The 15,444-nt window shown below is 47.9% G+C and carries 11 protein-coding genes; 4 read left to right on the plus strand and 7 right to left on the minus strand.

Going from position 1 to position 15,444, the window contains the following annotated elements:
- Positions 1–51 precede the first annotated feature (51 nt).
- Positions 52–930 (plus strand): SDR family oxidoreductase, encoded by an 879-nt coding sequence (locus H3H32_RS22410; protein WP_182457845.1) that lies wholly within the window; start codon positions 52–54, stop codon positions 928–930.
- Positions 931–1,060: 130 nt separating this feature from the next.
- On the opposite strand, the gene H3H32_RS22415 is transcribed toward H3H32_RS22410, so the two are convergent.
- From H3H32_RS22415 to pdxR, 6 genes are all read right to left on the minus strand, one after another.
- Complete coding sequence (locus H3H32_RS22415) at positions 1,061–2,596, minus strand: FG-GAP repeat domain-containing protein (RefSeq protein WP_182457846.1); 1,536 nt, start codon at positions 2,594–2,596, stop codon at positions 1,061–1,063.
- Positions 2,597–2,693: 97 nt separating this feature from the next.
- A complete protein-coding gene (locus H3H32_RS22420; protein WP_182457847.1) occupies positions 2,694–4,499 on the minus strand; it encodes a RagB/SusD family nutrient uptake outer membrane protein in 1,806 nt (601 codons plus the stop codon).
- A gap of 19 nt (positions 4,500–4,518) precedes the next feature.
- The gene (locus H3H32_RS22425; RefSeq protein ID WP_240543460.1) at positions 4,519–8,139 is read right to left on the minus strand and encodes a SusC/RagA family TonB-linked outer membrane protein; all 3,621 of its coding nucleotides are present in this window, start codon (positions 8,137–8,139) and stop codon (positions 4,519–4,521) included.
- Positions 8,140–8,338: 199 nt separating this feature from the next.
- Positions 8,339–9,445, minus strand: coding sequence for a FecR domain-containing protein (locus tag H3H32_RS22430; protein ID WP_182457848.1), 1,107 nt, complete (start codon positions 9,443–9,445; stop codon positions 8,339–8,341).
- 279 nt (positions 9,446–9,724) lie between these two features.
- On the minus strand, positions 9,725–10,327 hold the full coding sequence (locus H3H32_RS22435; protein WP_182457849.1) for an RNA polymerase sigma factor: 603 nt from the start codon (positions 10,325–10,327) through the stop codon (positions 9,725–9,727).
- A gap of 284 nt (positions 10,328–10,611) precedes the next feature.
- On the minus strand, positions 10,612–12,078 hold the full coding sequence (gene pdxR, locus H3H32_RS22440) for a MocR-like pyridoxine biosynthesis transcription factor PdxR (RefSeq protein WP_182457850.1): 1,467 nt from the start codon (positions 12,076–12,078) through the stop codon (positions 10,612–10,614).
- 138 nt (positions 12,079–12,216) lie between these two features.
- Between pdxR and H3H32_RS22445 the strand changes: the two genes are divergently transcribed.
- On the plus strand, positions 12,217–12,660 hold the full coding sequence (locus H3H32_RS22445; RefSeq protein ID WP_182457851.1) for a carboxymuconolactone decarboxylase family protein: 444 nt from the start codon (positions 12,217–12,219) through the stop codon (positions 12,658–12,660).
- 79 nt (positions 12,661–12,739) lie between these two features.
- On the plus strand, positions 12,740–13,168 hold the full coding sequence (locus H3H32_RS22450) for a cupin domain-containing protein (protein ID WP_182457852.1): 429 nt from the start codon (positions 12,740–12,742) through the stop codon (positions 13,166–13,168).
- A 595-nt stretch (positions 13,169–13,763) separates the two neighbouring features.
- Here the strand turns inward: H3H32_RS22450 and H3H32_RS22455 are convergent.
- Positions 13,764–15,086, minus strand: coding sequence for an MFS transporter (locus H3H32_RS22455; protein ID WP_182457853.1), 1,323 nt, complete (start codon positions 15,084–15,086; stop codon positions 13,764–13,766).
- A 73-nt stretch (positions 15,087–15,159) separates the two neighbouring features.
- Between H3H32_RS22455 and H3H32_RS22460 the strand changes: the two genes are divergently transcribed.
- Complete coding sequence (locus tag H3H32_RS22460) at positions 15,160–15,393, plus strand: hypothetical protein (protein ID WP_182457854.1); 234 nt, start codon at positions 15,160–15,162, stop codon at positions 15,391–15,393.
- Positions 15,394–15,444 lie beyond the last annotated feature (51 nt).

Consider the following 15,444-nt stretch of genomic DNA (forward strand, 5'->3'; position numbering starts at 1 on the left):
TTGTATCACTCAAACAGAGATAATACAACAGGAAAATTCAAGAATAAGACCATGAAAAAGACCATTGATTCCCAAGTAGTTTTGATAACAGGAACAAGCACTGGGTTTGGTAAATTAACGGCTATTACACTAGCCAATGCGGGGCATACCGTGATTGCAACCATGCGTGGAAAAACCGGCAAAAATGCCGCTGTTGCGCAGGAATTGGCAGCCTTCCCCAATATTGACGTCGTCGAAATGGACATCACCAGCGATGAATCGGTGAAGCAGGCTATCGAACAAACGTTAACTAAATATGGCAGAATTGATGTACTGGTGAATAATGCTGGCGTAAGTGGTTTTGGCCTGCTGGAAGGTTATTCGCTGGATCAGATTCGGGCGATGCTGGAGGTTAATTTGTATGGCGTGTTGCGCACTTATCAGGCCGTTTTACCCGCCATGCGTAAAGCAAGAAACGGGTTGGTTATTAACCTCACCTCGGGAGCCAGCGGATTCACAGTTCCCTTTATGGTTCCATACCTGATCTCCAAATTTGGCGTAGAAACCATTACCGAAGGCTTACAGGACGAACTAGCTGATTACGGTATCGAAAACGTAACCATCCAACCAGGCGTTTATCCGACAGAAATGACATCGGGCGTAAAAGCGGGTCTTAATGCCGACAAGCCTGAGATCGTAACGGAATACGGTGACTCAGCTACGGCCAAATTCAATGCGATTGGGGCCGGATTTTTTGGTAAAATGGCCGAGTTCAACATGAATCCACAAACCATCGCCGACGGTGTTTTGGCCCTTGTTGACATGGAAAAAGGAACGCGTCCATTGCGCTATCCATTGGATGCCATTGCCCAGGGAACAGACAAAGAGTTTATTCAGGCCAGGGCCGATATTAAGGCCCGGTGGGTGGAGAAATATAGCTTGAGTGCGTAGTATCGATGGCGCGAGCGTCTACGCTCGTGCCTACTATTCTCCGGCCTCTGGCCGGTTGATTATTACTTTTTTTTAGCCAGAGGCCAGAGAATAGTAGACACAAGGCTGGAGCCTTGCGCCATCAAACAAATTAACGAACCTTATTTTCCAGCACAACCAACGGCAAGTATCCATTCCAATCAGGCTGAAATCCGACTTCATTGAGAAACCCCTGGGAGTAGTTGCCGAGCACAATATCCAGATCGCCGTCACGATCCAGGTCGTTTACATCCATACAAATCCAGCGCCCATAGGGGTGTACAGGTACAGCGTGGGGACTGAAATCCAGTGATTTTTTCTGCTCGAAATAGACGAAGGTTTCGGCTGGGTTGTTTTGCAGATCACCGAAAAAGGCAATGGTTGCCAGATCCAGATCGCCATCCTGATCGAAGTCGGCGGCAACGGCTTTGGTGCAGCCGTTGATTGGGTAAAAGTAGGCTTGCTCATAACGATTATTGCCTTTGTTCAGGAAAATATAAACGCCGTGAAACCGCTTCAGAACCCGCGAATAATCGCTGTTATCGCCACAGGTGTACAGAATATCCAATCGCCCATCTTTGTTGAAATCGATTAGCTGAAAGCTGGTAGACCCGTAAACAGGTGGAAACTTAAGCAGATTACGATCATTAAAACCACCTTGCTGATCGTTGGTAAATAACCAGATACCCTCGTCAGCATGGGCGAAGAGAGCCATAAAATCGAGCCAGCCGTCGTTGTTAAAATCACCTGTAATGACTTGGGTAGCGCCTGGTGCTTCCTTGATAACCTGTTTCTCAAACTGACGATCGGGCAGTTGCTTTAACAAGTATAACCCACCGGCATTATGACCAAATCCACAAACGATATAATCCGTCAGACCATCATGGTTAAAATCTGCTGGTGTTGATTGGATAGGACGCGGCAATTGCCTTGCTAGTGTACTAGGTTGATTAGTTGCCGATTTATCTAACTCAACCTCAACAACTTCACCACTGGGCCGATCAACCGCCATCATCGTTCCAATACAGGTCAGAAGCGCTCGATGAGAACCGCCAGCCTGTATAAATCGAGCCTGAACAGCTGGCGAATTTAGGGTACGAATCAGGGTTGGTTTCAGGGCCGAATTCCACTGATAAAGTCCTGACGTATTTTCATTGCTGGAATAAATCTGACCACTAGTCGAATCAACGGCGACCATAGTCGTAGTAGCCAGTTCGGTTTTAATTTCAGCGGGCTTTCGAAGACTGAAGATCGACCAATCGTTAACCAGCGGAGTTGGTGGGGTTGCTTTAATTGGTTTCGCAGGTGCGAATTTTTCATAGTACGCCAATAACTTCGTCCAGTTTTCGAACGAAATGGTGGCGTTTTGTGAGGGATAATAATGAGTCTTCTGCCAGACTTCCAGCCCTAATTTGGTGGCCATTTCGGGCAAAACATGCTTGCTCCAGGTTTCTTTGTCGAGTGCGTCGGGGAGAACGGGCAAATGGCAGGTGCTGCAATACTGACGAGCTAGTTTTTCGCCTTCGGCAGCAACCGGGTCTTTAGCCGTTGTTGAGTCGTTGTTAGATTGACAACTGACTACAACAATATACAGTCCTAGTAATGGAAGGAACCAAGGCTCTGTAATGAGAAAAGATAGTCTTCGCATGTTGAGTACGTACTGGCGCGAGCAAATGCTCGCGCCAGGTATTAACAACAAAAAGAGGCAGCACGATGACTGCCTCTTTTGAGGTTTTACAAACTCATTAATTATACCCTGGATTCTGCGTCAGCGACGACTTACCACTCGATGTGCTTAAGTCGATCTGCCGTTGTGGAATTGGGAAATAATCGCTTTTGCCAGATGTAAAGTGGCCACCCCGAATGTCGGTTGTGACCGTACTTTCGTAGGTAAAGAACGCATTCAGCGTTGCTTCTGCCGTTCCCCAGCGGACCAGATCGAAGAAGCGATGACCTTCCATAGCTAACTCCAGTTTGCGCTCAAAATAGATAGCTTTCAACGCACCATCCTTACCCAACCCGGTGAACTTACCAGCAGGGTACACCGCCATTTTGTAGTTAGCTGCGGTTGTTGTTGAGTAACCTGCCAAAGGCGTTGCATCGTTGGCATATTTGTACACGAAGTTGACCGGATTAGCGGCCCGTGCCCGTACCAGATTGACATACGTTTGCGCCTGATCCAGATTGCCCAATTGAGCCTCTACTTCGGCAGCCATCAGCAATACGTCGGCATAACGAATCAAATTCAGGTTGATTGCTGTACCGGGTGCCCATGAGTGGTTATCAGCATACTGGTCCTGGGTAGCCTGCATGTAAATATTTTTCTTCGGCGAATACGGTCCAGCGTAGGTCTGACCTGGGCTCCGAATCCAGTCGGCACCAGGGTGATTGCCCCAATCGAGGTACGGAATACCCCGGCGGCCAATAGTCCAGTCGATACGAGGATCGAGATTATCAGCATCTGGCGTAAAGGCCTGATTTGACGCAACGCCCTGATCGTTCTTCACAGGATGGCTATTGTAAGCATCTACATACGGTAAGCCAGTTGCATCAGTCCGGTACGAATTGGCCAAATCCTGCGATGGCTGGAAGAAACCGCAGCAACGGAATGGACTGTTCCCGTACGGGAAGTTCAGCATATCGCCCTGATTGGCACTGGCGATGGTACCGGTACCATCGTTAGCCACCATCTGAATCGCGAACACCGACTCTGAATTATTTTCCGTAGCAGCATCGAAGTTATCGTGGAACTTATTCACCAATGCATATTTCAGTCCATTGCTGGTAACGCCCGAACTAATCACCTGATCGAAGAGTGTTTTTGCATCCGCATATTTATGCTCGTACAGATAGGCTTTGGCCAGATAAGTCATTGCCGCCCATTTATTTGCCCGACCTATGTCTGACTGAGTGGCAGGCAGATTATCCACGGCATACTTCAAATCAGCTTCAATTTTCGGCCAGATATCCACATTGTTCGGTTGCGAACTGGCAGCCGATGTTTCGATGGTTTCATCGATCCACGGAACGTTATTGAATAGTTTCTTCAGCTCGAAGTAATAGTGGGCACGCAGAAAACGAGCCTGAGCGGTAAAACTGGTCCGTTTAGCATCAGAAACACTCGTTGCCTTTGCCAGAACTCGTAAGGTTGAGTTCGTCCGGTTTATACCCTCGTATACGGTCCGCCATTTCCCGTTAAAAAAACCATTGCTGGGGTCAGATGTAAACTTGGCAATGGCATCAATGGCTGGCTGATCGCTACCGTCACTGCCTTTGTGCGCATCACCACCAGCAATACTTCCATATACCCAGTTGCTAGGCGATGCCTGCCAGGCATCGGAACCACTCAGGTTCAGTGCCGAGCCGTTGTTGTACTGACCATCCAGCGCGGCATAGGCCCCCGTAAGCAACGCATCTACCCCACTTTCGGTGGCCAGCGTCTCGTCACTCAGGGCACCCTGGGCGGCTATATCAAGACTATTTTTACAGGAATCAAATGTCAAACTGACCGCCGTAACTGCCAGGATGGCTATATACTGTTGTATTTTCATCGTATGTCGAGTTAATGAGTTAGAACGTCACATTCAAGCCAAACAGGAACTGGCGCTGATTCGGATAAACGCCTTCGTCGATACCAAATGAGGTAGTATTTGAGAACGACTGGTTCAAACTACCACCTGAGCTGTTGTTGGTGTTTGATGTCGTACCAATTTCAGGGTCCAGACCCGAGTACTTGGTGATGGTGAACAGGTTAGCCGCCTGAACGTACACCCGCAGACGCTCAACACCTGCCTTTTTCAGTAAATTGGCGGGCAACGTATAGCCGATCTGTGCATTTTTAGCTCGCAGGTACGACCCGTTTTCTACGAAATACGAGTTAGGCACGTTGGCCGAGCTGAACGACCCAACGGTTTCCTGAATTGGCGCTTTGGCATTATGATTTTCGGGCGTCCAGGAATTATACAAAGCCGTCTGGCTCTTGGCTCCCTGGAAATTCGCGTTGAAATCAGTCCACCAGCGTACGTTGTTCCAGATATCGTTACCCTGCGTTCCGTAGAAGAAAATGCTGAAGTCAAACTTCTTGTAGGTAGCACCCAGATTCAAACCATAGCTGAATTTTGGGTTTGGATTACCCAGGTAAGTCCGGTCAGCATCGGTAATCTGGCCATCGCCGTTGGTGTCGGCATACCGGAAACGACCTACCGCTACGTCGCTCTGATATACAGCAGCCGAGTTACCCGTCTTTTGCTGAGCCTGCGCATTAGCCGCATCAATTTCTGCCTGCGAGTTCCAGAACCCTGCGGTTTTATAGCCAAAGAATTGTCCGATAGAATGGCCAACTGAGTTACGAACAATGTAACTACCATTGAACCGACGGCCTTCCTGATCGAAATAGTCGATACCATCGGCCAGCGACACAATCTTGTTGTTGTAGCTCGTGAATGTAGCTGTGGCGTTTATCTTCAGATCACTTGTGATGTTCAGGTTGGTCGAAGCGGCAATATCCAAACCGTGGTTGCGCATTTTAGCGACGTTCACAGCGGGGGCAGTACCTAAACCGGCCGTTCCTGCCAGTTCGAGTGTGTACAGCAGATCACGAACTTCCTTGTTGTAATAATCAACCGTCAGATCGAGTTTGCCTTTCCACAAACTGGCATCAAAGCCAATGTTGGAGTTGATGTTTTTCTCCCAACGAGCGTCGGGGTTACCGATTCGTGTCCGCTGAAAGCCCAGGGTATTAGCCGAGTTCGAACCGTTGATGGCGTAATAAGACGACGTTCTGTCTCCACCATAAGTCGTGTAGGCGTTGGCAGGATCTACGTTCAACTGGTTACCCATGATCCCGTAACCGCCCCGAATTTTCAAGTCATTCAACCAGGTGACACCTTTCAGAAAGTCTTCCTGCGACGCCCGCCAGCCAGCGCTCACCGCCGGGAACCAGCCGTACTGATAGTTCAGGAAGCGCGACGAGCCATCTCGACGAATAGTTGCACCAAATAGATACTTGTCTTTCAGCGAGTAATCGACCCGGCCAATCAGTGAGAACAACGCATCAGCGTAGTAATTGCTGTAGTTGGTTGGTGTTCCCGACCCCGTTGAGAGGTTCGTAAAGTTCGGATCGAAGGAGAAATAGCTCTGCGTTGTACCGCCTACGTTACGGCCCTGATTCTTATAGGCTTCGGTACCAACCAGTACTTTCAGATCGTGCGTGTTGTTGAAGTTATGCTGATACTGTACCGTGTTGGTCCAGGTCCAGTTCGACCCATTGAATGTATTTTCGGTATATGAGTTGGTCGTCGTGTTCTCCTGGTTCTCGTACGTTGGGTAGGTGAACGAATGGAAGTTACCCATGAAAATCTCACCCCCGAAACTCGTGCGTGCCGTGAAATCTTTCAGGAAGTCGATCTCAGCATACATGTTCCCAAACAATCGGTTGTTCAACCCCTTGTTATTCGCGGTTCGTTGCTGAACAGCTACCGGGTTGCTGGCGTTTCCAAGTCCTTGTCCATAACCACCGGCATAGTTACCCATGATGTCGTAGACCGGAATAATGGTCTGTTCCCGGAATGCCATACCAATGGCGCTGCCTTCCTGCAAGGCGTTAACACGTGGGTTATCCGTCACCGAAAAGGCAATGTTCTCACCCACCCGGATGTTTTCCCGAATGTTGTACTGGCTGTTCGACCGGATCGTGTACCGTTTCAGATAGGTATTGATCAGCGTACCCTGCTGATTGAAATAGTTGAACGAGAACAGGTAATTGCCTTGTGGACCTCCCCCACTAACGGCCAGGTTCTGGCTCATGATCGGTGCCGCTTTGAAAATCTCATGGAACCAGTCGGTGCCGGTTTTGTTGGCCCGTGTAATCCGGTAGAACGAGTTGTACTGATCGGCACTGTTGTAGGTTGGGTTTACATTATACAAGGCAGGATTTACAGATGCATCACCTTCCTTGGCTCCCTGTGGCGAAATATAGTCCGGCAATACGGGCGTGGCGCCACTACCATACAGGGGGTCATTGATGGCCGTATTTGGATTAGCATTTCGCAACGCATTGAATTTCAGTTGTGCTGTCTCCTGTGGATTGAGCAAATTCCAAACATTACCGCTTTTCGGAATCTGGGTGCCATAGTACGAATCGTACTGAACTTTTACTTTGCCATTGCCGCGACGGGTCGTAATGATAATCACACCATTAGCCGCCCGCGAACCGTAGATTGACGCCGAACCGGCATCTTTCAATACCTGCATAGACGCTACATCGTTGGGGTTGATGTCGTTGATGTTTTGGGTCGGCACACCATCCACAACGTACAATGGCTGGTTATTTCCGAAGGTATTCAACCCCCGGATGCGAACCTGTGGAGCCTCACCAGGCTGCCCCGATCCAAGTACTGTAACGCCGGAAGCGCGCCCTTGCAACTGATTGGTAATCTGTGAGGTTGGCTGTGTCTGAAGCTCAGCCACGTTCACAACAGCCACAGCACCGGTCAGGTCTTTTTTCCGTTGCGTACCATACCCAACCACGACTACTTCACTCAGTGATTTTACGTCCGACGCCAGTTTGATGTCGGGTAGGGTTGTGCGGTTATTAATGGCGATTTCCTGCGATGTATAGCTAATCGATGAAATGACCAGGGTTGCATTACCATCGGGTACGTTCAGCGAGAATTTACCGTCGGCGTCGGTTGCGGTACCAATGTTGCTCGTTCCTTTGACCAACACGGTGGCACCTGGCAATCCAGCGCCGGTTTCATCGAGAACCCGCCCCGTGACGGTTATGGGCGGAACGGGTTTTTCGACGTTTGGGCCGCTTTCTGGTCCAGTAGCTACCCGTTTCAGGATAATTGTTTTCCCGCCTACTTCATACGAAATAGCAGCGGGGCCCAGCACTCGATCGAGCACATCGGAAAGTCTTTCGTTTGTAAACGTAAGCGCTCCAATTCGTTGCTGTGTGAAGATGCGTGGGTTATACATGAACTTCACATCGACTTCTTTGCCAATGCGACTGATGGCCTGTTCAACGGTCAGGTTGGCGAGCTGTAAACTCACGCGCCGGTTAAGTAATTCCTGACCATACGTATCATGCGCCCGTGCCATTGAAGCAACCGTTGTTACCACAAAAAACAGGTAAAAACTGACTCGCATAATTTTGAGCAGCCTGTGCTGCATTTGTATTGGAATTGTCATACTTTTGAATTGTTTGTCGGTTTAGATCGGCAATAAAATTTCCTTACCCTGTTGGAGGGGGTGCTTTTTTCGAAGAGAGCAAGTGGGGAAAAACTCTGGAGTCAGTGATGTTGGCGCATTGCTGACTCTTTCTTTGGAGGTAAGCGTACTTATTTTTCAGACATAGGCTAAGAAATTGTGTTGAGTAATTTTAGGGCATTCATTGACATCCTTTGCTGCTAATTAAAATCTTCCCGTCCATCTGCTCATACTGAGCATCCAGTGTCTGGCAAATCATATTGAGTTTTTCAAATAAGGGTTCATCATCCAGCGAGGCCGTCAGATAGCAGTTTTTCATGACCTCCGCATCGAAAACAATCTCCACACCATAGGCTCTTTCGAGTGAGGCAAAAACCTGGGTAATGGGTGTATTCCCAAACTCGAACATCGATTGTTGAATGGGCATATCGAGCACTGTTGGCGAATCGACCAACGAGCGTAACAGGCGATTTCCAACTTCATCAAACTGCACTCGTTGATTTGGCGTCAGTACTAATCCGGTCAGTTGTTTGGATTGCTGTTTTTCAACTCGCTCTTTATCCGACCGGGTAAACACAGACACTTTCCCCGTTTTCACGATCACATCGACTTCACTTTCACCATTAGCCCGAACGGTAAAACTGGTACCCAACACTTTGGTAATCAGATTATCGGCGTAGACAAAGAAAGGCTTCTCCGGGTTTTTAGCCACTTCAAAAAAGGCTTCACCCGTCAGGTAGATTTCCCGCTTTGTGTGTTGATTGAACTGCTTCGCGTAACTGATACGACTATTCGGCTGAAGCAGCACCGAGCTGCCATCGGAAAGCATAACCAGTTGGCTGCGGAAGGTTGTGTTCGTAACTTCCTCCAGGGGAGATTCGGCCGTGGCGACCAGTTGCTGATAAAGTCGGGCCGATGTGTTAGCGTCTAACCTATTCTGTTGCCAGCTAAACCAGGTTACGCCCAACAGAACCATAGCGGCAGCCGCCCACCGCCAGATCGGCATCTGATACCAAACCACCGGCTGACTAACTGAAACGGGTTCAATAGCCTCCATAATTTGCCGGATATTTTGCCGAACCTTTGCCGATGGCAGCACAAACGTATCGCCCTGAATGGCGCGCAGTGTTTCCTGCGCTTTTCTGAATGTAGCCGCTTTCTCGGGATATCGATAGGGGAACTCCTCCCATTCCTGCGCTAGTCCGGGTGTGGCCTTACCTAACAGCCACAGCCGAAAGGTCTCGTCCTCCAGAAAATCGCCTAGCTCGGAATGGTTAAATGTTTTCATCAAAAAACGCTACTTGTTTACCCCTTTATTCAGACAATTAGCGAGCTAAAAAAATATACCCTCCGTTTTTAACTTTTTTTTAGATTCTTTTTGAAGAATTGAGGCTACGGGCCGTTGATAGCGTGAAAGAGATTCTGTTGATTCTATAGATTCGTTGGATTCTATTGTTTTGGCAATCAGCAGTTTCTTCTGGATTCAGAAGCTTATATATAGGCGATCAGGTGTCCTATAGAATCAAAAAGCAGCCATGGAATCACTAGAATCTTTTTTAGTCAATTACTAAAAAAAGCACCAAAACAACATAGAAATGGAAAAGTCCTGCCAGTGTTCGCGCAGATAGGTGAGCGCTTTATGAAGATGATTGGAGACCGACTGGCGGTTAATGTTCATGATCTGGGCGATATGATCCACATCCAGCCCTTCGAAGTAACGTAAGTACAACGCTTCCTGCTGACGAACGGGCAATTGATTAATCGCTTCTTTCACCTTGTGCGTGGTCAACTGCTCTTTTTCCAGACGAAAAAGTATTTCCTGAAAATTCTGCTCGGAAGCCATCTCAGCCGCTTCGTCTTCAGAAACCCAGCCCCGCCGATACACCCGCTGCAACTCCAGCAGCATTTTGTGTCGGAAGGATTTGAACAGATATTTTCGAATCGAATCGGTCGCACCGAGCGATTGGCGCTTTTCCCAGAGGTAAACAAATAGATCGTGAAGACAATCTTCGATCAGGCCAACATCTTTGGTAAACCGGGTGCCAAACCGAAACAAACTGTTGTAATTAGTGGCAATAATCTGCTCAAAAGCAACCTGATCGCCTTCTCTAAACCGTTGCCAGAGCTGTTGATCGGAAGGAAAATCGGTTCGTGTAGCAGTTTCAATCATTGATCTAACGTTGATGAATTTTAGAACTACAAATATTCCAAATTAATGCCACTTTAGTTGCAAAAAGGGCTTTTTTTGTATCTGGTGGCACTTTATGGTAGCACTATTCGAATAAATACTATACGTTTTGATACATATGTTTGTTGCATGGATTCAGGAGCAATCCGGGTGCCTGGCGCGAGTATTCACTCGTGCCTTTTTATTTTGCCAGTATTCACTGGCGCAAGCGAATGCCTGCCATAGTAAAAGGCACGAGTGAATACTCGCGCCAGTGTCAGAGCCCATCAAAAACAACTTGCCATAATCTCAATTGCTCTATCTTGTTCAGCCAGATTTAGCGAGGCAAAACCCAATCGAGCAGCATTATAATTTATGGAGCCCGTGTTGTAGCGCTGACCATCGCTCATAATCAATCCTTTTGTGGCCGCTTTCGCCGAAACTTGCCGGAGGTCGCTGTCAGTAAATTTTGTCCAGACGGCCATACCGCCATCGGGTATTTTGAACGAAACCCGATCGCCAAGTTGATCGGTCATCAACGCACAGAAATGGTCTCGGCGCTCCCGATAGAGGTTAACCACTTTCCGAATATGCCGGCTAATGGTTCCGTTTTGATACAGTTCAGCAATGGCTATTTCCATCATACTGTCGCCCTGCCGATCGATAGCCATACGTAAGTTGGCAACCGCCTGAATAAAATTTTCGGGTGCCACAATAAACCCAACCCGAATGGCCGGAACCAGCGTTTTACTCAACGTTCCAATGTAGATCACGCTGCCGTGATGGTCGAGGCTGGTCATGGGTTGTATGGGGTTACTGGTGTAGTGGAAATCGTAGTCGTAGTCATCCTCAATAATAGCAAACTTGTAGGTAGCGGCTAGTTCAAGGAGCCGGATGCGCCGTTCAGGCGGCAGGGTCACCGTAGTTGGATGATGGTGATGCGGAATCACGTACAACAACCGGATTCGCTTCTTTTTACAAAGCTGCTCTACTGAATCGACATCAATACCGTACTCATCCACAGGAACCCGATTGATTTGCGCGCCCGTCTGCTGGCAAATGAGCGTAGCAGCAAAATAACTCGACTCGCCCACAACAACCTGATCGCCCGGTTTCAGCAGCAGCTGAGCTGTCAGGTAAATACCCATTTGCGCACCACGAGTAATCATCGCGTTGGCGGCCGAAATGGGTAAGCCTCGGGTTTCACGCAGAAAATTCGCCAGCGTTTCGCGCAGGTAATCAGTACCTTCCGGATTCCCATACATATGATATTGTCGGAAAGCGGTCTGCCGACCCACGCTTCTTAACTCGCGCAGTAGCGACTCAGTAGGAACTAAGCGCGTATCGGGAAAGCCATCATTGATGACCAATGCTTTAGGGTCTGGAATAACCGCAACCGGAAACGAACCAAGTCGATTTTCCTGAATAGTAAAAATCGTTTGGCTTGGATATGGCAGCACAGGTTCAGGCTGTTTCAGCTTCTTTGGTTTGATCTCGGGTAAATCCTGAACAACGAAGGTTCCCTTCCGCGGAATCATCTCAATCCAGCCCTGCGCCATGAGCTCATCGTAGGCCGCTACGATGGTTTTTCGATGAATAGACAACGCTTCGGCCAGCTCGCGTGAACCCGGCAACTTCGATCCGCTTCGCAATTGCCCCCGTCGAATTTGCTGAATTAAGGCATTAACAACCTGCAAATAAATGGCCGTATCGGCGTCTTTGTCGATCTGAATAAAATCTTTGAACAGGAGCATAGCTGGACTACTTTATTTGTTCAATCTGGACTATAAAAGTAGTCCAGGAAAGATAGACATTTGTCGAGACAAAACACAAGTACAAACGGCAACAAACGCCTTAAAAAGCGGCTGTTGCTCACTTAAACAGTACAGAGCATGAAAACCAGATTAAGCGTTAAAGCAGTAGAACCCAGAGTTTATACGGCCATGATGGAAGCGGTAAAACAACAGGCTTCCTTCGGTCTTGATCCTATATTGACCGAATTGATCAAAATGCGCGTGTCGCAATTGAATGGCTGCGGCTACTGCCTGAACATGCACGCCAAAGAAGCCCGTCGAATTGGCGAAACCGAACAACGATTGTATACGCTGAGTGCCTGGTGGGAAACGCCCTTTTTCACCGAAATCGAACAGGCGGTTTTGCGGTTCACCGAAGAATTGACGCAGTTAACCAACAAGGGCGTATCCGACGACGTGTATGATAAGGTGGTAAGCCTGCTTGGCGAGCAAAAAGTAGCCCAAATCATTCTGGTCATTAACACCATCAATAGCTGGAATCGCATTGCCATTGCCACGCATATGGTTGCCGACCGGGATTGATGTTCAGTCAAAACACAAACCTATAAGGTTTTTGAAACCTTATAGGTTTGTACATTCACGTTTTCCCCTTAACTCTCACATGAAAACACTACTCATTATCAGCGCCATACTGGCGAGTTCATTATCGGGCCAACTCTTTGCTCAACATGACCATACGGCGGCTACCAACAGCCCTACGAACGTAACGCGCTCTATCATTCGTCAGCAGTTATTGAACGAAAAAGGGATCGACAATCGAGAAGTCCAGATGCTTATTGTGGACTATCCGCCTAACAGCTCCTCTCCCGCACACCGTCACCCCTGCCCTACGTTTGGCTATCTCCTGGAAGGCGAACTTGAATCTACTTTCGAAGGCAAGACCCGTGTGTATAAGAAAGGGGACACGTTCTATGAATTCAGCAATGGACTGCACAGTTCAGCCCGAAATACGAGTTCGACAGTTCCGGCCAAATTGTTAGTCTTTTTCGTGGCTGAACCCGGCAAACCGACGTCGGTTCTGGAGAAGTAGCCCCCTCACCCCCGCACACCTAGTAGTACTAGATCAATGTGAGTTATGACTAGTTGGCCTTCTTTTAGGATGCCGTTAGGCATCAAATGTTTATAGCACACAGAATGGGTAAGTTTGTAGAGCATGCCGTAGGTATGCAACAATCGCACTAGTTGCATACCTACGGCATGCGGCTGATAACCTAGCTATTTCACTATAAACATTCAATCCCTACGGGATAAATCTATCTATATCTCACCTTCAATTATGCATACCATTCAAACCTACACCAAATGAATGTAAGTAGGTGGACTAAAATACATTAGATTATTTTTTGTCATGCTGACGAAGGAAGCATCGTTGGTAGCCGGATAAATAGCCTCACCCGAAGATGCTTCCTTCGTCAGCATGACAAAAACGCCTTTTCAAAATAACCTAAGCTAATTCTGCTTGATTGCTTATTTCATTGTGCTATCGCTTATTTGGGGAAGCAGTTACATTCTGATTGGGAATCTTAATTTCAGTGTATTTGACCCGACAAGGCAAGAAATTAGTTGTACAGGGAGGAAATGGATAATGTAAAATGGATAATGAACCCCTAGTTATTCATTTTACATTATCCATTATCTACCTCCGGCTGGAGCTGGATTTGCTTTTGATAGTTTGCCAATAGCGTGTCATAAGCTTTAGACCTCATGGCTATAATCGTAATGATGAGGCCAATCAATCCGGTAACCGTAAATAAAAGAGCCAAGCCCCTATCCTTACCTGTCCCGAACCAGGAACCAATCAGTTCTACGCCCACTCCGGTGGTCATGAACGGAATGAATATGAGCTGCGCAATGGGACCAATCATAAACGCGGTTATCGGGGAAGCTGCCTGCTCAATACTTTGGGCAAAGCCAAACACCCGCCCCTGACGCTCTGGCGTAATCAGCTTTTGTAGAATCGTCTGTTCGGCTGCTTCAACAACCGGAATGAGGCATAGATAAATGAACATCCCAACCGCCAGCAGAATAATCGATGCCTGTATCGTAAAGAAAACGCAGACTGTCCACATGGCGATGTTGGACAAAAACAGGGTGCGAAGCGGCTGTTTGCCAAGGCCTTTTTTCGATACGATCAATCCGCCAATAATAAACCCAAGGCTCAGAACACCCCACAAAATACCCCACGTCTGAACCGTGACTAACGACAGGCCGTACGCATCCATCAGCGACATAAATACACCGCCCAGAAAGTTGTTGAAGGTATTGAAAAAGATAAGTGCAAACAGGCCTGGTACGAGATTGATAGCCTTGATCGTTCCCCGAATATCAATGCGTTTGGTATGCTCCTCGGCATGGGCAATTCCTTTTTCGGGAATCTCTAAAAGCCAAAGGTGAATCAGCACCAGAGCAGTCAGACCAATAGCGATAACCAGCATCCAGAAAATACCCAGAAAACCGATAATTAGCCCGCTGAAAATCGACGAAACCAGAAAGGAAACGCCATTTGTGGTGCCCACCATCCCGTTTGCTTTATCCCGACCATCTTCAGGTATCAGAACCGTCACGAGCGTCGACAAGGCAATGCTCCGTATGTTTCCGGCGATGGCGCCTACCAAGGAAAGAATGATAAATGTCCACAGAATCGGGCTGGTGGGGTCTTTAAAGATTTTTTCGGGTGTTGTGATGAAAATGAGGAACGAGAGTCCGTATAAAACGAGCGAGCCAAGGCTCGAAATGAGCATTGAGAGCTTCTTCTTATACCGATCGACCAGTGAGCCAAGGAAAAAACCGGAAAGCGCTACCGTACCTGAATAGACACCAGCCATCAACGAGGTGGCCACCACCGATTTAGTCTCTAAGTAAACCCAGAAAGTAACCGCGAACCAGACAAGATTATTGGTCAATGAGGCAACCAGCGAGTTGGCTAAAATGGCGTAAAATCGGTTCATCAATTAATTTGGTCCGTAGGATAATACAATAAAACCTGCCGAGGCAATATAAGTTCTGGTTAAAACGAAAACCATGAAACGATTCAAGTTACCACGACAACTAAGCAGGCAGGCCGTGGGGCAGGCTGCTGTAGGCCGTCTGGCTTTAGGGGCTTTTGCCGCCGGAGCCCTGGCAATGGGTGCGCTTGCTATTGGCGCACTGGCAATTGGACAGTTAAGCGTTGGTCGGGGTTATATCCGGAAGCTGCGAATTGGTGAACTGGAAGTCGATAAGTTAATCATCCACAATCAGAAGTCAGCATCCTAATTAAACAGCCCGAAGCTACTGGATGATTTTGTCTGGTAGCGTATAAATACA

The organism is Spirosoma foliorum (genome assembly GCF_014117325.1).
GTDB lineage: Bacteria > Bacteroidota > Bacteroidia > Cytophagales > Spirosomataceae > Spirosoma > Spirosoma foliorum.

Bases quoted from the DNA above. Each gene is read 5' to 3' on its own strand.
- H3H32_RS22415 (WP_182457846.1), bottom strand. From the start codon at position 2,596: ATGCGAAGACTATCTTTTCTCATTACAGAGCCTTGGTTCCTTCCATTA.
- H3H32_RS22435 (WP_182457849.1), bottom strand. From the start codon at position 10,327: ATGATTGAAACTGCTACACGAACCGATTTTCCTTCCGATCAACAGCTC.
- H3H32_RS22425 (WP_240543460.1), bottom strand. From the start codon at position 8,139: ATGACAATTCCAATACAAATGCAGCACAGGCTGCTCAAAATTATGCGA.
- H3H32_RS22450 (WP_182457852.1), top strand. From the start codon at position 12,740: ATGAAAACACTACTCATTATCAGCGCCATACTGGCGAGTTCATTATCG.
- H3H32_RS22455 (WP_182457853.1), bottom strand. From the start codon at position 15,086: ATGAACCGATTTTACGCCATTTTAGCCAACTCGCTGGTTGCCTCATTG.
- H3H32_RS22410 (WP_182457845.1), top strand. From the start codon at position 52: ATGAAAAAGACCATTGATTCCCAAGTAGTTTTGATAACAGGAACAAGC.
- H3H32_RS22445 (WP_182457851.1), top strand. From the start codon at position 12,217: ATGAAAACCAGATTAAGCGTTAAAGCAGTAGAACCCAGAGTTTATACG.
- H3H32_RS22420 (WP_182457847.1), bottom strand. From the start codon at position 4,499: ATGAAAATACAACAGTATATAGCCATCCTGGCAGTTACGGCGGTCAGT.
- pdxR (WP_182457850.1), bottom strand. From the start codon at position 12,078: ATGCTCCTGTTCAAAGATTTTATTCAGATCGACAAAGACGCCGATACG.
- H3H32_RS22430 (WP_182457848.1), bottom strand. From the start codon at position 9,445: ATGAAAACATTTAACCATTCCGAGCTAGGCGATTTTCTGGAGGACGAG.
- H3H32_RS22460 (WP_182457854.1), top strand. From the start codon at position 15,160: ATGAAACGATTCAAGTTACCACGACAACTAAGCAGGCAGGCCGTGGGG.